We start from the raw sequence: 19257 nt of genomic DNA, 5'->3' as shown, positions 1-19257 counted from the left end.
GATGATTCCCCCTGATCGGCAATGGCGCGGTCTCATAGCCGAACTTCCGGTTTTGACGATAGCCCGACCATTCATCGCCGCCCCAGAATGATACGCCGCGCCGTGCCCGCGAAATTGCTGAGGCTTTCCCGCCAACCTGCCGTGCGCGCAGCCTTGCCCACATCCAGCCCCTTCACCTTCGGACGCGGCTGCGCGGTGACGAGGCTGGCGGCCAGCCGCGCCTGCACCATGCGCTTACGCCGCGCCTGGGCAGGCTGCATCAGATCAACCTCGCCTATGTCCAGCGGCTCGGCAATGATGGCGCCCCGCGCCATGGCGGCGTCCAGCAGCGCCTCTCCCGCGGCGGAACGCGTCATGATGAGGCTGCGCCCCGCCTGTTCCTCGAATGTGGGATAACCGCTTTCGCCGCCGTACCAGGCGTCGGCGCAGGCAATGTCCGCGACGCCGCCGACCGCATCGGGGCAAATCTTGCAGCGGAACTGCACCTGACTGGCCAGATGCCCGCCCCAGCTTTCGGCGTAGCGCATTTCGCCGCTCCGGCCATCGGCGGTGACGGCGCGGGTCAGGCCCGGCCAGCCATTGCCGCGATAGCGGAAATCCACCACCTCGTCCGGCTCCAGCCCCATGGCGCGAATGATCCGGTCGGCGCCGTCATGACTGGGCAAACCGCCGCAGAAAAAGGACAGCATCAACGGTACTTGCCCGGCAACCCGCGAATCATGCCGGACATATTGACGCAGCGCCGACACGTCGCAGGGCTTGCCGACGAAGGCGAACCGCGCGCCCTCCCGCAACGCCCGGTCAATGGCGGCCAGCGGCGATGAAGCAGCGTAGCGCGATCCCGATCCCGCAACGATCTGGTCGGCGCTGTCCGACCATCGGATACGATTGCGCGTCGGCTGGTCCGGGTCCGCATCGACATGCAGAACGCGGTCGACCAACCCGGTTTCGAGAGCAACGATCAACAGCGCCGAGATGGCGCCACCGGACGATCCGGCATGGCGGATGTGCTCGTCGCTGGCATGGCCGGTCATCGTGCGGTGCCATGGACCCCAGCTATGGTGGCGGTTCGGTGCACTCTGCCATGGCGCGACCGTCGAACCGGGGCAGGAACCGGCAATGCTCGCCTCAACCGCATCAGCGATAGGAGCGACCTGTCGCGGGCGGCTGTATCCGGGCGCCACGGTTTCCATCGTCACCGCTCCATCGGCAATGCCCACGCAAAGGCCGCAACCGGCGCAGAGTTCGCCACGTTCGACGCGCCGCAAGGTCGGAGAGGATGCGATCATGCCCGCGCCGTTCCCAGAGCGCGCGCGAACACCATCCGCAATTCATCGCGATAGACGTCGAGCATCGCGTCCACGCGTTTCATTCCTTCGGCCTGCGCAGCGGCGATGACGTCCCTGTCGTCCAGTGCGCCCAGCACATAATCGACCGCTGCATCCGTACCCACGCCGTTTACCGGCACCATCCAGCCATGGCCGAGCATAGCGAACAGGCCGTCGAACTTGCGGCTATAGGCGACGGGCACGACCGGCGTGCCCGCCGAATAGGCACCGATGCAGGCATGCATGCGTCCGGCGACGAGGAAATCCAGCCCGGAAATATAGGATTTGGCTTCGCTCGGTCCGGCAAATTCGGGCACCCGCACCGCCGCAGGAAATTCCGCCGCCAGCCGGTCCGCCAACCGACCGTCATCGTCGGTCGGATCGCCCTTGCTGGTCGCGTGCGGCACCAGATGAACCTCCACGCCGCGATCCAGCAGCTCCGCAATCAACCTGCGCGTGAACTGCGCATAATCATGACCAAGGCCAAAACGATTCCGGCCGCTCTCCGCTTCATGGAACAACAGTCCCGACGCGTTGACGCCTACCCTCAGCGCCCCCCGGCCTGCCAGATGCCGGCGGTTCTCATAGGGCAGGACAAAGGCGACATCGACGGCCAGCCTGATCCGCGCACCGGGCGCCATCGCTTCGGCCACGGCAAGCGACTTGTCGTCGCGGGCAACCACGCTGGAGGCCCCACGCATCGCCCATGCGCCGAGCAGGCGATACCCCCATTTGGTGAAGGGGCCGATGGTTTGCGGCGACAACAGCAGCGGCTTGCGGCGCGCCAATGTCATCACCTTGGTCAGCCACAGGAACAGGAAGCGCTTGGGTCCGTAAATATCGGCGAAGCTGTCGCCCGCTCCGATATCGAGCACGCAATCGACGCCATTGACGGCTTTCAGGAAGCCACCCGGCTTCACCAGCCGGGCGCTGTCGACCGTGAAGCTTTCGATATCCGGTCCACCGATGCGTGGCGCGTCACCGTCCCGCATGCTCATCACCAGGAAGCGCGGCGACAGCTTCATGTCGCGCGCAACCTGGGACGCAAGCGCCAGATTGGCCAGAGTCAGCGCACCGACCCCCAGATTGCCCGAACTGAGGGAATGCCACAGAAGACCGATGCGAATCGGACGAATATCCGCCGCATATGCAGACTTCTGTTCCTTTGCCACAACGTTACCGGCCTGCGCGTCAGCTTCGATTACATCCGGCGTCATTGAAGATGTATCGATCAAGCCATACCGCCATTTCGCACGCACAACATGCCCGCGCCAAAGCCGGCAATGCTGCTCTTCATCCCCAAATTGCTGGGCAGGACCGACCGACAAAGGGCATGAGGAGTATTTGCGATCATCATCCGATCCGGAATTTTTAAAGTAAACTAGCAATCTTCGCACTTGCGAAATGCCCATAACCTATTTTTATAGCGCATAACAGGGCATTAACGATCACTCTGCAACTTTGCGCCCGCCCCCTTTTCGACGGAGAATTTCTCTATGGCGCCACCCTCGCTACGCATTTGCCTCGCAGGTTCCGGAGGCGGACATGTGCGTCAGTTGCTGGATCTGGAGCCGTTTTGGGCTGGGAGCGACTGTTTCTTCGTGACGGAGGATACGGCGCTGGGTCAATCCATCGCCGCGAATCACGACACCTGCTTCGTGCCGCATGTCGCGCTGGGGCAGGCACGGTTGGGCGCCCCCTTCCGCATGCTTCGCGCGGCCATCCGCAACATGACGCGCTCGGCGGCAATCATCTTGCGGAAACGCCCCGACATCATCGTGACCACGGGCGCGGGTTCCGTCTTCTTCACGATTCTGTGGGGACGTTTGGCGGGCGCAAAGATCGTGGCCATCGATTCCTTTGCACGCTTCACCGGGCCCTCCACCTTTGCCCGCATGGTCGGCCCGCTGGCGCATATCCGCATCGCGCAATCGGCCGAGGCAGCCCGGCAATGGGGAGCGCTATGCTTCGATCCATTCAGACTGCTGGAAGAAAAACGTCCGGAAAAGGAGGCTTTGCTGTTCGCCACGGTCGGCGCAACATTGCCGTTCGACCGGTTGACCCAAATGGTCGCTCAGGCCAAGTCAAACGGTGACATTCCCGAAAAGGTTCTGGCTCAGGTCGGGACCGGCGGAATCAGGCCGGAAGGCATGGAAACGGTCGAAACACTATCGTTCGACGCGATGAAACAAATGCTGCGCGATGCCGACATCGTGGTTTGCCACGGCGGCACCGGATCGTTGATCACCGCACTGCGCGAAGGATGCCGGGTCATCGCCGTGCCGCGGCGATTCGATCGCGGCGAGCATTATGACGATCACCAGAGCGAGATCACCCGAGCCTTTGCCGATCGGGGCCTGATCGCGGTCATCGACAGGGATGAGGATTTCGGCGCCACCCTGAACGCCGTGCGTGCCCGTGAACCGATTGCGGCCACAACAGACCCGTCCGAACTCATCGCCTATCTCAGCAAACTGGTCGCAGGCTGGGAAAGCGATTCTCTGGAGCCCGCCGCGAAGCAGGCCGCCTGACAGGCAAAGGGCGATCCGGGCGGACCCCGGATCGCCCTTATCTTCACGCCACAACCGCTCCGGAGCGGCCGATAGCGCGCCCCTTTACAGGATGAAATCGCTGGCCCGCAGCGTGTCCACATGCTGCAAAACAATAGTGAAGTCGGCAATGCCATCGCCGTTGACGTCGCCCGACACATGGCTGTCGCCATTCACCACTTCATAGCGCAACTGTCCCGCGACCTTCGAAAATGCCGCTGTCCCGATAAATTTGAACGCATCATTGGCGGCCGTATGGATATTGGCGTCGATCAGCGACAGACCGATCTTGTCCTTCTGCGCGCTGCTGAAGTCGGTGATGACGGTGGCACCCACAGCACCGACATCGCGGAAGTTGAACAGATCCGCACCCGCGCCACCAGTCAGGATGTCGTCTCCGCCATCGCCCTCGATACGGTCGTTGCCCGCACCGCCGTCGATCACGTCATTGCCGGCACCGCCTGACAGCGTGTCATTGCCGTCGCCGCCATAGAGACGGTCGTTGCCATCGCCGCCAAGCAGTTTGTCGTCGCCTGCACCGCCATAGATGACGTCGTCACCGCCTTCACCCTGGATCATGTCATTGCCGCCATGGCCGTAAAGTATGTCGACGCCCGCCGAACCCACGATACGATTGTCCAGGTCGTTGCCCTGCCCCACAAGACCTTCCTTGGCCATGCGCAGCGTTTCGACATTATCCGTCAGCTTATAGTCGATATAGGCATAAACCGTGTCACTGCCCTGACCCGCAAGTTCGATCACGGTGTCGCCAGTGCCCTTGACATGATAGATGTCGTCGCCGGTCCCGCCGTAAAGATTATTATGGCCAGCGCCGCCATGGATGATGTCATTCCCTGCGCCAGCAAAGACATCGCTGTCGCCGACGGCCGCGACTTTCAGCGTTTCGCCCATGGCCGTGCCCGTTATCGTACTGTGCGGCACGACTACGGGCGCCGTCACCTGTTCTTCCACGGCCGGGACGGTGACGGCATCAGAGGGCAGAGTTGCGGGCTTCTCGACGACCGTTAGGTTCAATATTCCGCTCAACAGGTTGTCCAGGCCCGCCAACTGGCTTTGATGCTGGAGCAGCCAAGAGGCAAAAAGCGCATCGCCACCGTCGCTGGGAACGGCCGCCGTGCTATTGTTGCTCGTGACCAGACCGACATTGGACGACGACAGGATATAGCTTGTCGACACGTTGTCGCTGACGACAGCATGTGACGTGTCATCGACGCGAATCCAGGATTTCTGGTCGGGCAGGCCGATCACCGTATTTCCGGTAATCGTCGCCCCGTCCAGATGCCCTACGGCAATGCCGTTATACATGCCCCCCAGCACCAGATTGCCGGTGATGGTGACGTTCTCATAAGGCAGCGTGCCCACCTGATCACGGAGGAAGATACCCTGAACGGCCGCGCCGTCCCCGCGGGTAATGATATTGTCGGTAATGACGATATCATGCGCCGATGCCGTCGTATTGGTTGTCCAGAGCTGGATGCCGTCCGGATGATCACCGGTGGCCGGATGGAAATCCGTCATGTAATTGCCCGACACGACGAGGTTGGAAACGCCGCCGCCGCGGAAGCCATCGGTCCGGATGTCGTGAAAATAGTTCCCGGTAACGGTCACATAGGAACTGTCGAGCACCGAGACACCGTTCCACAGATGATGAAATTCCGAATTCGTCACTGAGACATTCTCGCTGCCCCGAATCAGGAAGGGCGCGGATTGGTAACCGGTGGCGCCATCGGGACCGACCACTTCAATGCTGTCGAAATGGATGTTGGATGAACTGGTAACGTTGAACGTATATAGCCTGTCGGCCGATTGCGGCGTAAAGCACAGGTTTTCGAACGTCAGGCCACTGCTGCTCTTCACCGTCAGGTCCAGCAGGGAGGCCTGATTCGACACATCGAGAGACTTGATGGTTACATTGCCGTCGATCTTGATCCCGCTAAGGTCGACAGACTGATACGTCCCCTGGCTCAATAATATCGTGTCGCCATTCTTGGCCGATTTGACTGCCGCCACCAGCGCAGCAGAATCCTTTACTATGATGTCGCTCATATTTCAGCCGCCCCGCTTCGGAACAATTTGGACCCCCATCCGTTCATGGGAATTAAACTGTGCGGATTGCGCTTTGATGTGCGTTGATGGTGTATCGATCTTTAACCACGCATTTCTGCCAACCCTCACGCCCTATCACCCGAAGAAGGGCGACAGCGCCTTTTAGCGGATCGGAAACGACCTCCCCGCCCCGACGCGGCAGCGCCGCATAAAAGCGGCCACTTCTCATTTCCTCATGAATTTCCGTGCCATAATGGAACAATTCACTCGCCGACCGCCCTTGGAGGCCGCCGGGCCTCTCCAGCCATATCGAAGCGACGGGAAGACCTGAAAAGCCTGTCGACACCAAGTCGCGGACCCATAAGGGGAGGCTGCCATCCCGGCTGCAAAAATCGCAATAGTTGGCGATCAAGGCTAATTTATTCACTATTTACATATACTTTACGATATATTAACGCCGCTCCATAGAAAAAATGCCGGGCCGCACAGCGATCTGTTTTGCTTCCAATTTTTCAGGAGATGCGCGTGTTGCAAAATTATGTAGGCGGCGATGCTGGTAACAACGATATCCAGTCGTCGGGGCCCAACGGCACTGTTCTCAATGGTCTGGCCGGCGATGATATTCTGCGCGGCGGTCGCGGCGACGACATTCTGACGGGCGGCTCGGGCAACGATCAGCTCTGGGGCGGCAATGGCGCAGACCAGTTCCGTTTCTTCGGTAACAATATCGAGGGCAGCTCTGACCTCGACAAGATTTACGACCTCGACTTCAGCGAGGGCGATACGCTGGTATTCGGCAACTACGGCGCTGTGCACTTCGCGGACGGCGACGGCATCAACGCGTTCAACGGCGGCGCCGCTGCCCAGATCAGTTCCTGGGCCGGCCTGGTCAAGATGGTTGAGGATTCGGATCTTGTCAGCGTTTCGCGCAAGAATCAGACCGACGTTCTGATCCTGACGATTGACAATGGCGAAGGCCAGACTCAGACGATCCACATTTCGGGTGGCTGGGCTGCTTATTCGGCCGCGGCAAGCGCTCACGCCGTCTGATCATACATTGCGTTCGATCATGTAATCGACCGGCAAGACTAGACTTGCCGGAGCATTTATAGCGTCCATCGGGACGGAGTTCTGAATTCCGGCCCGGTGTTCCGCTTGACGATTGATCGGAGATGCGGAAGCCGTCGAGCCGACGCGATCGGATCGAGATTTGCTCTAACGGATTACCAGAAACGCAACCAGAATATAACAGCCCAGAAGAGCGATCGGCCCTGCGATTCGCGAAAGCTGCACTACCCCAGCCGCCAGTCCGGTCGGCGCCTGAGTGGACATAGGCGCCATGGACAAGGCATGCATATGCTCAGCGTTCAAACGCGCCAGTGCTACCGACGATTCCCCTTCCCGCAAATTACCATGCGGAAGGAACATATGGTCAACGGAAGATCTGGTTGGCTGCGGCATATTACGATCCCTGACTTCGCCGCCGCCATAAGATACTTTGCGTTAAGATTTCGTTCAATTCTGTTGTCGGACGGCTCGAACCACGCCTTAAAATGGATCAAGATTGTTGCCGCCCAACTTCTGCTTCACAGCCACTGTCGGTCCATGGCTTCCAGATTATCCAGTTCAACTCGCGATCTCTGAGCCGTCCATGGACCATCCACATCCATGGCACCGAAGGACAGAAAGGGCTTTCCCGCAGGACCATAGACGGTACGGCGACTGGCACCCTTCATCAATTCGGCCTTCAGACTCTGCGCCGCACAACCGATGTCGTGCGCCAATGCTCGCCGGAAGCTGCGCGCGACACCTTGCCCATCGAACTTGCCCAGCCTGTTCCGCGCCAGTTCGACATGCAATCGCGCCAGCTGCTGGCTGATCAGTTGCCGAGCCTGTTCACCGACATCACCGGCAAGGATATCGAACATGGCTATATGCGACCGGATCATGCGCTCGACATTGCTGGACATGGCGCCGGGCGACCGACGATAGCCGGTCAGAAAGGCCGGCACGCACGCAAAACGATATTTCCGGGCGATCTCCAGTTGGAGGAGATAATCCTCACACCCCTGCAACTGGCGATCGTGCAATTGCGGGTCATATTGAATGCTGTCCAGAACTTCACGCCTGATGAGGGGCGTGCTGCCATTCGATATGAAGTTCCATGCCAGATGGCGATGAAATGCCCAACCCTCGATCCAGGGCCGTGGCGATCCAGGAATCACCCTGTCGTCCTCATCGATCCGACGGAACCAATTATAGGCCATACCCACATCGGCCGGCGATTCACGCAACAGCTTCGATTGCCGCAACAGCTTCTCAGGATGCCAGATATCATCCGCATCGAGCGGTGCCACATAATTGCCCTTGGCGGAGGCGATCGCCAGATTGCGCGCGCGCGCCACGCCGCCCTGACGCTGCCGAAGCAGCCGCACCCGGCCGTCCCGCTCGCAAGCAGCCTCCACCAGCTCTGCGGTGCAATCCGTAGAGCCATCGTCAACGACGACGACTTCCAACTCCACACCCGTCTGCGCCAGAGCGGACGACAGGGTGTGCCCAATAGTCGCCTCGGCATTATAGGCCGGAATAATGACAGAAATAAAATCCGTCACAGCCAGGAGAATCCCCACTCGATTTTGCAACTATTCTTCATTACCATTCCACAAAACACCCAGCCAAAGACTGGAGACACTATTCAAGGGAAGTCAAGCTTGCGCCTAGGCTATATCTCCATCGCCAGCCCTTTCGATCGTGCATCTTGGAGTGGCGTCCCCTGGTATAGCCATAAAGAAGTAAAGCGTCGCTTTCCAGACACACATGTGATCGACACGCCACGGCTCGACAAGATCGTTACGCGTCTGGCCCCTTTGGCAAGAGCAGGCATATTGGTCAGCCGGGAACCATTGGTCGCCAGAATGTTCAGCCGGCATATCGACCGCCAGTTGGAAGCCCTCCGGCCGGATGCCATCGTGGCGGTCGGCGCCGCCCACAAGCTGGCCTATATCAATCCCAAATGGCCGGTCGTCTATATTGCCGACGCATTGTTCGACACGATCATCGATTATTATGACCAGTATAAACGGCTCAACGGCCGGACGCGGAGGGTCGGAAACGACATGCAGCGCAACATGGTCGATCGTTGCGACATGTTGATGATGACGTCGGAATGGGGCCGCGCTTCCGCCGCCGGCGCTTATGGCATTGCCGATGATCGGCTGATGGCGGTCCCCTATGGCGCCAATCTGGAAACGGACCCCGGCTTTCAACAGCCGGTCAGCGGCGGGCCGCTCAAACTGCTGTTCGCCGGCTACGCATGGGACCGCAAGGGCGGCCCTCTGGCGCTCGACATCTGGCGCGAACTGCGTCGCCGGACAGGAAATGCGGAATTGCACATTGTCGGCTGCCGTCCACCCGAGGCCACCAATCTGGATGGCGTGCATGTCCACGGCCTGTTGAAAAAGTCTGACCCCGCAGACTATCGGCGCTTCGTTGATCTTTTTGCCGGATCGTCCTTCTTCCTGATGCCCAGCCGTCAGGAAGCTTTTGGACTGGTCTATTGCGAAACGGCCGCCTTTGGCCGACCGGCGGTGGCGATCAGCACGGGTGGCGTTTCCACGATCGTCAGGGACGGCGAAACCGGCATTCTGCTTCCTCCCGGATCATCGGCCTCCGCTTATGCCGATCGCATATTGGCGGCCTGGTCGGATGAGGCGGCCTATGCCGCCCTGTGCCACGCCGCCAGGGCGGATTACGAACAACGGTTGAACTGGCAGGCCTGGGGCGAGGCGCTGGAAAGCGCGGTGAAGCAGGTGGTCGCGCGTTGATCGCCAAGGCCGATGACCAAATAACGGCCAGCCGATCCGATCTCTACCGCAAACCGGCCGCTGCGAGCGGACGCGCCACCATGCGCGCATTGTCTCCTTGCGCCAGCCAATCCGCCAGTACCGCCCTGCCCCCGTCCCGAACGGTCGCCACCGTGCGATTGCCCTTTTGGTCGACCTGCGCCGTTGGCGGTACGATATAGGCTGTGGCACGGTTGCCGCTCATCCGCATCCCGGCGGTGGCGCCGGTGCGTATCCAGCTTTTCTGACCGGCAAAAGCCACGACCATATTGTTTTCCACCACGGCCCCCTTCGACCCGCCGATTGCAATGCCGTTATACATCGCGCCAAGGACCAGATTGTTGCGGACGGTCAATTCCTCGAACGGAAACTGGTCGAAAGTATCGCGGATGAAGATGCCCTGTATGGGATCACCCTTGCCGCGCATGATCACATTACCCTCGATCATGATGTCCCTGGCAGTTGCCGTCGTATTGGTGGTCCACAACTGAATGCCGTCGGGATGGTCCTTGGGTTCCGGCTTGAAATCGGTGAAGACATTGCCCCGGATCAGAAGGTGGGAAGACCCTCCACCCCGGATGCCATCCGTGCGCAGATCGCGAAAAGCATTGCCGGTGAAGGTCAGGTTGCTGCTTTCCAGAAACGATATGCCGTGGAACAGTTCCCGAAAATCGCTGTCGGCAATGGTCACATGGCTCGATCCGCGGATCATGATCGGCGATTTGTCATTGGCCGGATTACCATCCAGCGATCCATGAACGTTGATCCGCCGCAGTTCGATATTGGCGCAATCAGTCATGTCGTAGGAAAACATGCCGTTCGTCGCGACCACGTCGAACTCCAAATCCTGCAGGATCAGTCCCTCGACATTGCGGAGCCTGAAGCCGGTGAGCACCGCGGGCCGACGTGGATCACGCGAGGCCAGGGTGACGGGCCGGGCAAAGCTTACGCCTTTCAAGTTCAGAATGTCATAGCGTCCCGGTTCCAGCAGCAGTGTTTCACTGCCCCGTGCTCGCCTCAGGGCAGCGGTTAGGCTGGCGGCATCGTCTATACCGGCGTCGGGTGCGGCAGCATTCGCCAGCGCCGACGCGACAGGATTCGCCCAGTCGCCCTTCCTTAGAATCATGAAGGCCAGCGAGAGCCCCGCGATGGCAAGAACCGCTCCAGCCAGCCCCAGCACGATCGGCATGCGCTTGCGTCCATGGAAACGAGATGCCGTGGAAGGCATTTTGGCGGTTCGACGTGTCATGGACATCCTGCGCTGATAAATGTCTGGTAACGAAATTATTATGAAGGATCGCCCGACCATCGCAAGCGCCCAACAATTCATCGTCGAAAATCTTCCTTTAAATCCAAGATCAAGTGGAGATTTTCTGTCGCACTTGCCCTGCGCACATTGTAAGGCCGCTGGCGCAGCGCAGCATCGCGAGCATTAGGGACATAGATGACCGAGCCAGCACAGCCCATGGATGTTGAGCGCAGCAGTTCCGATCTGGGCACGCGCGTCGCCAACAGCGCGCTGATGCTCTGGTCGCTCAACATGGCGATGCGCGGCCTTCAACTGGTTACGCTTGCGATTCTGGCGCGCGCGCTCATCCCTGCCGATTTCGGTGTCGTCGCGATCGCCACGACGATCATGATCATCCTCGAAGCCATGACCAATGTGGAGGTCGGCAACGCGCTGGTGCGGACGCGCGGCCTGGACGATTCGCATTTGTCGACGGCGTTCACCCTCAATTTCCTGCGCGGATTGGTGATGGCCACCATGCTCGCGGCGGCGGCCTATCCGCTGGCCCGGTTCATGAATGCGCCGGGACTGGACGCGATCCTCTATGCGCTGACCATAACGACGATATTGAACGGCCTCCACAATCCCTATTTCATGCTTTATTCCCGCAATCTGGATTTCAAGAAGGATTCGCAGCGGCGCGCCTTCGCCACGCTCGCGGGCAGCATCATATCCATCAGCCTCGCCTTCCTGCTGCATTCCTACTGGGCGCTGGTCGCGGGGAATATCGCCCAAGCGCTGGTCAACCTGCTGCTGTCCTATTGGCGGGTGCCGGGCCGCCCGCGCCTGTCGCTGACCCATTATCGTGAAATGCTCGGCTTCGGCGTCTGGCTGTTGGTGCAGAACCTCTTCCTGCAACTCGCGCTGCGGATCGAGATATTCTTCATCGGGAAGGTCATGGATACCAAGACGGTTGGCGCCTATACGGTCGGCAACCAGATCAACTCGATGGCGACCGGCGACGTCATCCCGACATTGACGCGCGCGATGTTTCCCGCCTTCGCGATCATGAACAACGATCCCGAAAGGCTTCGTCGCAACTATGCGCAGGTGCAGGCCGCCGGGCTGGCGATTGCGCTGCCGATCGGCTTTACCATGGCCTTGCTCGCCAGGCCGATGATCTGCCTGCTTTTCGGCCCCGGCTGGGATCTGGCGATTCCGGTGGTCCAGTTCATGGCGCCCGTTTTCGCGCTGCAGACGGTCGGCGCGGGCGTGGAAGCATTGGCAATGGCGCTGGGCCGGGTCAGGATGCTCGCCGCCCGTTCCGTCATCTACATGGTCCTTCGCACCATCGCCATGTATCTGGGCTATCATTATGGAGGCTTGATCGGCCTTTTGACGGCACGCGCGGCCTCCGGCATCTTCCAGTCCCTTTACGGGCTTTCTCTTGCCGCGATACTGACCTCTCGCCGGATATACGAACCGTTCAAGGCATCATGGCGCAGCTTCGCCAGTGTGGGCGTCATGTCAGCGGTCATATTGATGGTACCCGATCGAGCCTATGGCGAACTGCCCGAATGGATATTGGCCGCGGAGCTCGCCTGGCGCGGTCTGTTGTGCGTCGGTCTTTACCTTGGCACGCATGGACTTCTCTGGATCGCGTCAGGACGTCCGGAAGGCGCCGAAACCAAGGTTACGGCGCAGGTCCATCGCCTCGCCGGAAATGTCCTGAACATATATCGCCGCGCCCCCCGATAGGCCCAGGCCGGCAGAGCGTCACACTGCCCCCTCCTCAGGCGGCGGCGCTGGGAACGGCTTGCCGCAACTGCCAGGCCAAGGCGGTATCGACGATGAAATCGATGTCGGAACGGGTCGGTATCCATCCCAGTACGTCACGAGCCTTCTGCGCCGATGCGACGAGCTGCGCGGGATCGCCTTCCCGTCGCGGAGCGTGCAGCAGTTGCAGTTGGCCGCCCGTCGCGCGGTTGATCGCCGCAGCCAGTTCCAGAACGCTCGTGCCGTTACCGGTGCCGAGGTTGAATATATCGGCGCCCTGACTCTCCCCGCTCAGCAGTCGCTCCGCCGCCAGCACATGCGCATCGGCCAGATCGCAGACATGGATATAGTCGCGGATGGCGCTGCCATCGCGCGTGTCGAAATCGGTGCCGAACACATTAAAGGTGCCGCCGGCGATACCCGCCGCTATGGCAAGCGGAATGGCATGGGTTTCCGGTTCATGCCGTTCCCCGATCTCACCGTCCGGGTCACACCCCGCCGCGTTGAAATAACGCAGCGCGATCGAATGGAAATCATAGGCGCGCGCATAATCCTCCAGCATCCGCTCGATGATGAATTTCGACCAGCCATAGGGATTGATCGGCGATTGCGGATGCGCCTCGTCAATGGGCAGCCGGACGGGATGACCATAGGATGCGCAGGTGCTGGAGAACAGGATGCGCCGCTGCCCGCAGGCTCGCATCGCTTCAAGCAGCGCCAAAGTCCCCGCGCTGTTGTTCTGATAATAGATGTCCGGCTGCGCCACCGATTCACCGACATAGGCATAAGCCGCGAAATGCGCGACGACATCGGGCCTGTACTCGCGCAGGGCCGCCTCAACCGCTCCCCGATCGGCAATGTCCGCCTCGACCAGAGGCCCCCATTTGACGGCGGATGCCCATCCGCGGGACAGATTGTCGAGCGTCACGACCTTCCACCCCGCCGCAGCAAATGCCTTGCAGCAATGCGAGCCGACATAACCTGCCCCGCCTGTAACCAGCACCGTTTTCATCGAATTCATTCTCACCCCTGCTTTGCGTGACTGCGCTATCACAGCATAAGGCCAAATAATTATACAAATTTAAGATCAGGTTCACTTCGTCTTGGCGATTATACTGTCCTGAATAAACGCCAGCACGTCCCACGGTTGATTAACCGAAACAGGATATCCCATCGCCGGTGCATAGGCCGGAACCTGTCCCGTTTCAGTGCAATATGTCCGTATGGAACGGTGGCGCCAGAGCTAATGATGCACTAATAGCCCGTTCATAGTGTAGAGGCGATGATATAGTGATGATGTTGTTCTTGGGCACCGCCCTTTTTCTGATCTGGATTATCGGCCTTTACCATATGTGGCGCAGACAGAATCTGTCGCGCCCCCATGTTTCCGTTACGCTGACGGATCGTTTGATTGCGATTTTCTGGATTCCGTTCTGCCTGATATTCATCATCGGCACATTTTTCAAAATGCGGAAGGAAAAATGAGGCCGGGGGAAGCAGAAGCGCCTCAAAAACCCAGAATGCGCTTGCCGAATATCATCACCGCTATGAAAACACCCCAGCTCGCAACCGTGGCGAACATGATGAGGGCAAGCCGATAGCGGGACCGCAGACGCGGCGATACGGGCGTGGCCATCCCCGCAAACAGCATGTCCGGCACCGCGCCATCATCGCCTGCCTCGGACCGGAAAGCGCCCGTGATGACCGTTTGCGCCTTTTCAGTCTCTTCCAGTTCCAGTGCGGTCAAGGGCTGATCGAAGGCACAGCCCGCCTGGCCATTTTCAGACCAGACCACCCGTGCCGAGCGAACGCCGACCCCCGCAAGACCGATGATGACCGCTTCTCCGATAGCCAGATCGGCGGACGTGGAAATCTTGAACCCCGTCAGCGACATGTTTTCCAACAGCACATCGACGGGCTTGCCGTCATCGGACCGAAGCGTGGATGCACGGTTCAGGGGATGGCGATCAAACTTCCGCTGAAGGCGTTGCATGGGGATGACATAGGGCGATTTCATCGTTTCTCCACTGGCACGCTTCATCCGCCAGTGCCATTGATTTGAACGGCCGGGCTGATGCTGCCTCCATCCCAGCTTGGCGTTAATTTGCTGTAAATGATGATCGGGCGAACAGCATTGCCAATAGGAAATGAAGCATAGGCCGAATATGTTGGAACATCCGGAACAGCGTTCACCAATCATGGATAAATCATGATTGGCTTGACGCGTCCGTCGACATGCTGCGATGCAAAATATCGATCTGATAAACGCGATTCATTGTCGGGCCGCACCACGGGTCTGTAAACAGGGGTTTCATGATGAGGGGCAAAGTTGTTCGTAAGGCCGTGTTTCCCGTTGCAGGCCTGGGCACCCGATTCCTGCCGGCAACCAAAGCCGTGCCGAAGGAATTGCTGCCGGTGGTCGACCGGCCGCTGATCCAATATGCGGTCGATGAAGCGCTGGAAGCCGGCATCGAGACCATGATCTTCATCACCGGGCGCGGCAAGAACGCCATCGAGGATCATTTCGACGTCGCCTACGAGTTGGAAGCAACACAAAAAGCGCGCGGCAAGGATCTGTCCGCGCTGGAAGGAACCCGCCTGTCGCCGGGCAACGCCATTTTCATCCGGCAGCAGGAACCGCTGGGCCTGGGCCATGCCATCTGGTGCGCCCGCGACGTGATAGGCGATGAGCCTTTCGCGATCATTCTGCCCGACGAATTCATGCATGGATCGCCCGGCTGCATGAAGCAGATGGTCGACGCTTACCAACATATCGGCGGCAATCTGATCTGCGCGCTGGAAGTCCCGATGGAACAGACGTCCAGCTATGGCGTGATCGATCCGGGCGCCCGCAACGGCGCGCTGACGGAGGTGAAGGGGCTGGTCGAAAAGCCCGCGCCCGGCACCGCGCCCAGCAACCTGATCCTGCCCGGCCGCTATATCCTGCGACCAGAAGTGATGACGATATTGGAACGGCAGGAAAAGGGAGCCGGCGGCGAAATCCAGTTGACCGACGCCATGGCCGCGATGATCGGACATGGACCATTTCACGGGCTGACCTTCACCGGCCAGCGCTTCGATTGCGGATCGAAGATCGGCTATGTCGAAGCCAATCTGGCGCTGGCACTCGAACGCCCGGACATGGCGACGGAGATGCGCGTGATCGCCGAAAAACTGCTGGCGGCTTCGCCCGCCACCTGACCCCCCTCCCTTCCATTCTGCAAAAGGGCAGCTTGCCATGAAAATCACGATGATCGGCACAGGCTATGTGGGCCTCGTTTCCGGGGCCTGCTTCGCGGACTTCGGTCATGATGTCGTCTGCGTCGACAAGGACTCCTCGAAGATCGAGAAGATCGAGGCGGGCGTCATGCCGATTTACGAACCCGGCCTCGACCGGCTGGTGGCGGACAATGTCGCCGCCGGGCGCCTGAGCTTTACCACGGACGTCACCGGGGGCGTGGCGGGTGCCGATGCGGTATTCATCGCCGTGGGCACCCCGTCGCGCCGGGGCGATGGCCATGCCGACCTCAACTATGTCTATGCCGCCGCACAGGAGATCGCGGCGGCCATCGACGGCTTCACGGTGATCGTCGACAAATCGACCGTGCCGGTCGGCACCGGCGACGAGGTGGACCGAATCATCCGTGCCACCAATCCCGACGCGGATTACGCCGTGGTGTCCAACCCTGAATTCCTGCGCGAAGGCGCGGCGATCGATGATTTCAAGCGGCCCGACCGCGTCGTCATCGGCGGCGACGATCCGCGGGCGCTGGAGGTGATGCGGGCCATCTACCGTCCGCTGGCGCTGGGCCGTTCGCCGATCATCGAAATGAGCCGCCGCGGCGCGGAACTCACCAAATATGCGGGCAACGCCTTCCTCGCCACGAAGATCACCTTCATCAACGAAATTGCGGACCTGTGCGAAAAGGTCGGCGCTGATGTTCAGGACGTGGCGCGCGGCATCGGCCTCGACAATCGCATTGGCTCCAAATTCCTCCACGCCGGTCCCGGCTATGGCGGCAGCTGCTTCCCCAAGGACACGCTGGCCCTGCTCAAGACCGCACAGGACTATGAGGCGCCGCAACGGATCGTCGAGGCGGTGGTCGCAGTCAACGACAACCGCAAGCGCGCCATGGGGCGCAAGGTGATCGCGGCCTGCGGCGGCGACGTGCGTGGCAAGACCATCGCGATCCTCGGCCTGACCTTCAAGCCCAACACCGACGACATGCGCGACAGCCCGTCCATTGCCATCATCCAGGCCTTGCAGGATGCCGGCGCGGTCATCCGTGCCTATGACCCTGAAGGGGTTGAGCAAGCGCGGAAGGTTCTGGAAAATGTCACCTACTGCACCGACGCCTATGGCGCGATGGAAGGCGCGGACGCGCTGGCCATCGTGACGGAATGGGATCAATTCCGCGCGCTTGACCTCAACCGGGTGAAGACGCTGCTCAACAAGCCGATCATCGTCGACCTGCGTAACATCTATCCCCGCAAGCTGATCGAAGAGGCCGGTTTCACCTATCAGGCCGTCGGCCGCTAGAGGCACCGGACGGGCACGACCGAAGGCTGCGCCCGCTCCAAAAGACATTGCACTGAAAATCGGCGGGAAGATTCGCCTTTCCGCCCATATTATGATGCCGATTGTACGGCTTTCTCTCTTCGAGAAGATAATGGAAAATTGGGAGCATAGCTCTTTACGCTACCCCTTGCGCACTCTGTGCCGAGCGCACCCAAAGGAGCGATGGTGGACAGGGCTGGATTCGAACCAGCGTACGGGAAACCCGGGCAGATTTACAGTCTGCTGCCTTTAACCACTCGGCCACCTGTCCAGTCGCCTAACCGTTTCGGGGAAGCCCCGATCGGCTGGAGGGCGCTCAATGGCGAAAGGAGACTTGCCTGTCAATGGCTCAATGTGAAAAGAGCGACACATGAAAAGAGGAAATCGCACTGGAAAGGCCAAAGGGACCTTTCCCCGCTTCTATGGACGGCATGCCGTCATCGCCGCGCTCGCCAATCCGAACCGGGTGGTGCGCAAGATCTGGGGGACGCGAGAGGCGCTGAATGCGCTCGATCTGCCCACGGTCCTGCCCATCGTCTATTCCGATGGCGCCGATCTGGGGCGTATGGTGCCGTCGGACGCACCGCATCAGGGCATCGTGGCCGAGGTCGAGCCGCTGGACGATGTCTGGCTGGGCGACGCGCTGGAGGCCGGACAGGACGACGGACCGGGTTATGGGCGCCCCGTGCTGGTGTTGGATCAGGTAACGGACCCGCACAATGTCGGCGCGATCCTGCGGTCGGCCGCGGCCTTCGACGCGCTCTGCATCGTGACGCAGGACCGCCATGCGCCGCCCGAATCAGGGGTGTTGGCGCGGGCCGCTTCGGGCGCTCTGGAAATCATACCCTGGGTCCGGGTCGTGAACCTTGCCCGCGCGCTCGATGAGATTGCCGAAGCCGGCTATTGGCGCATCGGTCTGGATGGCGAGGCCGACACGACGCTGGGCGAGGCCATCGGCACATCGCGGGTCGCGCTGGTGCTGGGCGCCGAGGGCGAAGGCCTGCGCCACAACAGCATGGCGCATTGCGACATTTTGGCTAAACTGCCGATCAGCCCGCGCATGGAAAGCCTCAACGTTTCCAATGCCGCGGCAATCGCCCTTTACGCGGCCGCCAGCCGGTAAGCGCATGGGGGCACGAATACAGGGGGAGGGTCGCTTGTGATCGCTTTTCTGCGCACCGCCGCCGTTCTGACGGCCAGCCTGCTGCTCTCGGCTTGCCTGGTGACGCCGGGCAAGTTTGACTCGACGCTGGACATCCGCGCCGACCGCAGCTTCAGCTTCACCTATAAGGGCGAGATATTGGCGTCCGATATAGGCAAGGGGCTGGGGCCGGCGCCCTCCAGCGAGGATCCAATCGACGGCACCCCGCCCAAAGAGCAACCGAGCAGGCTGCACACGGCCTTGCAATCCAAGGAGCAGGGCAAGGCCGAGGAGCGGTTCGACAACAAGGAGGGCAAGAGCGACGAGCAGCAGATGCAGGGCATCGCCGCCGCCCTCGCCAAGGAGAAGGGGTTCCGTTCGGCCCGCTATATGGGCAATCATCGGTTCGAGATCGACTATGCGATCAGCGGCAAGCTGACCCATGCCTTTCTCTTTCCGTTCAACAGCGACGCGCAGATCGTGCTGCCCTTCGTCGCGGTGGAATTGCGCGGGGACGACCGCGTGCGGGTCAAGGCGCCGGGCTATTCCAACGGCTATGACAAGAGCCAGAACCCCATGGGCGGCAGCGGCAGCGACGACGCGGCCAAGGCGCTGGACGGCACCTTCACCCTCACCACCAATGCTGAGATCGTCAGCCAGAATCAGGAGGACGGCGCACAGGACACGCCGCAGGGCAAGCGGATCATTTGGAAAGTGACGCCGCTGACCAATGAGGCGCCCGCCGCCACGCTACGGGTCAAACCGTAA

At 60.5% G+C, this 19257-nt stretch carries 16 protein-coding genes and 1 tRNA gene; 9 read left to right on the top strand and 8 right to left on the bottom strand.

The window, feature by feature from the left end; translation table 11 throughout:
* Nucleotides 1–71: 71 nt before the first annotated feature.
* On the bottom strand, nt 72–1289 hold the full coding sequence (locus HUK73_RS15430) for a Coenzyme F420 hydrogenase/dehydrogenase, beta subunit C-terminal domain (RefSeq protein WP_176592690.1): 1218 nt from the start codon (nt 1287–1289) through the stop codon (nt 72–74).
* Nucleotides 1286–2563, bottom strand: coding sequence for a polysaccharide pyruvyl transferase family protein (locus HUK73_RS15425; RefSeq protein ID WP_176592689.1), 1278 nt, complete (start codon nt 2561–2563; stop codon nt 1286–1288). Before HUK73_RS15425 ends, HUK73_RS15430 begins: the two co-directional genes overlap by 4 nt.
* Before the next feature lie 261 nt (nt 2564–2824).
* Here HUK73_RS15425 and welK point away from each other — a divergent pair, with 261 nt between their 5' ends.
* Nucleotides 2825–3859, top strand: coding sequence for a beta-1,4-glucuronosyltransferase WelK (gene welK / locus HUK73_RS15420; RefSeq protein ID WP_176592688.1), 1035 nt, complete (start codon nt 2825–2827; stop codon nt 3857–3859).
* Nucleotides 3860–3943: 84 nt separating this feature from the next.
* On the opposite strand, the gene HUK73_RS15415 is transcribed toward welK, so the two are convergent.
* Nucleotides 3944–5944: a right-handed parallel beta-helix repeat-containing protein gene (locus HUK73_RS15415; protein WP_176592687.1), complete on the bottom strand. Its 2001-nt coding sequence runs from the start codon at nt 5942–5944 to the stop codon at nt 3944–3946.
* 519 nt (nt 5945–6463) lie between these two features.
* Here HUK73_RS15415 and HUK73_RS15410 point away from each other — a divergent pair.
* Nucleotides 6464–6994, top strand: a complete 531-nt coding sequence (locus tag HUK73_RS15410) for a calcium-binding protein (protein WP_176592686.1) — start codon at nt 6464–6466, stop codon at nt 6992–6994.
* Between the two features lie 536 nt (nt 6995–7530).
* Here the strand turns inward: HUK73_RS15410 and HUK73_RS15405 are convergent.
* A complete protein-coding gene (locus tag HUK73_RS15405; protein WP_176592685.1) occupies nt 7531–8556 on the bottom strand; it encodes a glycosyltransferase family 2 protein in 1026 nt (341 codons plus the stop codon).
* A gap of 207 nt (nt 8557–8763) precedes the next feature.
* Between HUK73_RS15405 and HUK73_RS15400 the strand changes: the two genes are divergently transcribed.
* Nucleotides 8764–9768: a glycosyltransferase family 4 protein gene (locus HUK73_RS15400; protein WP_369805501.1), complete on the top strand. Its 1005-nt coding sequence runs from the start codon at nt 8764–8766 to the stop codon at nt 9766–9768.
* Between the two features lie 43 nt (nt 9769–9811).
* Here the strand turns inward: HUK73_RS15400 and HUK73_RS15395 are convergent, their stop codons facing one another.
* A complete protein-coding gene (locus HUK73_RS15395; protein WP_218036466.1) occupies nt 9812–11035 on the bottom strand; it encodes a right-handed parallel beta-helix repeat-containing protein in 1224 nt (407 codons plus the stop codon).
* Between the two features lie 195 nt (nt 11036–11230).
* On the opposite strand from HUK73_RS15395, the gene HUK73_RS15390 reads away from it, so the two are divergent.
* Nucleotides 11231–12772 (top strand): lipopolysaccharide biosynthesis protein, encoded by a 1542-nt coding sequence (locus tag HUK73_RS15390; RefSeq protein WP_176592682.1) that lies wholly within the window; start codon nt 11231–11233, stop codon nt 12770–12772.
* 34 nt (nt 12773–12806) lie between these two features.
* Here the strand turns inward: HUK73_RS15390 and galE are convergent, their stop codons facing one another.
* The gene (gene galE / locus HUK73_RS15385) at nt 12807–13811 is read right to left on the bottom strand and encodes a UDP-glucose 4-epimerase GalE (RefSeq protein ID WP_255326296.1); all 1005 of its coding nucleotides are present in this window, start codon (nt 13809–13811) and stop codon (nt 12807–12809) included.
* A 269-nt stretch (nt 13812–14080) separates the two neighbouring features.
* Between galE and HUK73_RS15380 the strand changes: the two genes are divergently transcribed.
* Entirely contained in the window at nt 14081–14275 is a 195-nt protein-coding gene (locus HUK73_RS15380) for a hypothetical protein (protein ID WP_176592681.1), read from the top strand.
* 22 nt (nt 14276–14297) lie between these two features.
* On the opposite strand, the gene HUK73_RS15375 is transcribed toward HUK73_RS15380, so the two are convergent.
* Entirely contained in the window at nt 14298–14807 is a 510-nt protein-coding gene (locus HUK73_RS15375; protein ID WP_176592680.1) for a PilZ domain-containing protein, read from the bottom strand.
* Nucleotides 14808–15106: 299 nt separating this feature from the next.
* On the opposite strand from HUK73_RS15375, the gene galU reads away from it, so the two are divergent.
* Both galU and HUK73_RS15365 read left to right on the top strand, forming a co-directional pair.
* A complete protein-coding gene (galU, locus tag HUK73_RS15370; RefSeq protein WP_176592989.1) occupies nt 15107–15991 on the top strand; it encodes a UTP--glucose-1-phosphate uridylyltransferase GalU in 885 nt (294 codons plus the stop codon).
* Between the two features lie 37 nt (nt 15992–16028).
* Nucleotides 16029–17330, top strand: a complete 1302-nt coding sequence (locus HUK73_RS15365) for a UDP-glucose/GDP-mannose dehydrogenase family protein (protein ID WP_176592679.1) — start codon at nt 16029–16031, stop codon at nt 17328–17330.
* A gap of 202 nt (nt 17331–17532) precedes the next feature.
* Here the strand turns inward: HUK73_RS15365 and HUK73_RS15360 are convergent.
* Nucleotides 17533–17619 (bottom strand) — tRNA-Tyr (locus HUK73_RS15360).
* A gap of 99 nt (nt 17620–17718) precedes the next feature.
* Here HUK73_RS15360 and HUK73_RS15355 point away from each other — a divergent pair.
* Nucleotides 17719–18471 (top strand): RNA methyltransferase, encoded by a 753-nt coding sequence (locus HUK73_RS15355; protein WP_176592678.1) that lies wholly within the window; start codon nt 17719–17721, stop codon nt 18469–18471.
* A gap of 36 nt (nt 18472–18507) precedes the next feature.
* Complete coding sequence (locus HUK73_RS15350) at nt 18508–19257, top strand: hypothetical protein (protein ID WP_176592677.1); 750 nt, start codon at nt 18508–18510, stop codon at nt 19255–19257.

This window comes from Sphingobium sp. EM0848 (assembly GCF_013375555.1).
Classification (GTDB): domain Bacteria; phylum Pseudomonadota; class Alphaproteobacteria; order Sphingomonadales; family Sphingomonadaceae; genus Sphingobium.
Note: the sequence above shows the minus strand (reverse complement) of the source record. Positions and strands in the feature narration are given on the sequence as shown.

Excerpts from the sequence above, each read along its gene's own strand:
- HUK73_RS15430 (WP_176592690.1), bottom strand. The coding sequence starts at position 1,289 with ATGATCGCATCCTCTCCGACCTTGCGGCGCGTCGAACGTGGCGAACTC.
- HUK73_RS15390 (WP_176592682.1), top strand. The coding sequence starts at position 11,231 with ATGACCGAGCCAGCACAGCCCATGGATGTTGAGCGCAGCAGTTCCGAT.
- HUK73_RS15375 (WP_176592680.1), bottom strand. The coding sequence starts at position 14,807 with ATGAAATCGCCCTATGTCATCCCCATGCAACGCCTTCAGCGGAAGTTT.
- galU (WP_176592989.1), top strand. The coding sequence starts at position 15,107 with ATGAGGGGCAAAGTTGTTCGTAAGGCCGTGTTTCCCGTTGCAGGCCTG.
- HUK73_RS15395 (WP_218036466.1), bottom strand. The coding sequence starts at position 11,035 with ATGACACGTCGAACCGCCAAAATGCCTTCCACGGCATCTCGTTTCCAT.
- welK (WP_176592688.1), top strand. The coding sequence starts at position 2,825 with ATGGCGCCACCCTCGCTACGCATTTGCCTCGCAGGTTCCGGAGGCGGA.
- HUK73_RS15355 (WP_176592678.1), top strand. The coding sequence starts at position 17,719 with ATGAAAAGAGGAAATCGCACTGGAAAGGCCAAAGGGACCTTTCCCCGC.
- HUK73_RS15415 (WP_176592687.1), bottom strand. The coding sequence starts at position 5,944 with ATGAGCGACATCATAGTAAAGGATTCTGCTGCGCTGGTGGCGGCAGTC.
- galE (WP_255326296.1), bottom strand. The coding sequence starts at position 13,811 with ATGAATTCGATGAAAACGGTGCTGGTTACAGGCGGGGCAGGTTATGTC.
- HUK73_RS15410 (WP_176592686.1), top strand. The coding sequence starts at position 6,464 with ATGCGCGTGTTGCAAAATTATGTAGGCGGCGATGCTGGTAACAACGAT.
- HUK73_RS15365 (WP_176592679.1), top strand. The coding sequence starts at position 16,029 with ATGAAAATCACGATGATCGGCACAGGCTATGTGGGCCTCGTTTCCGGG.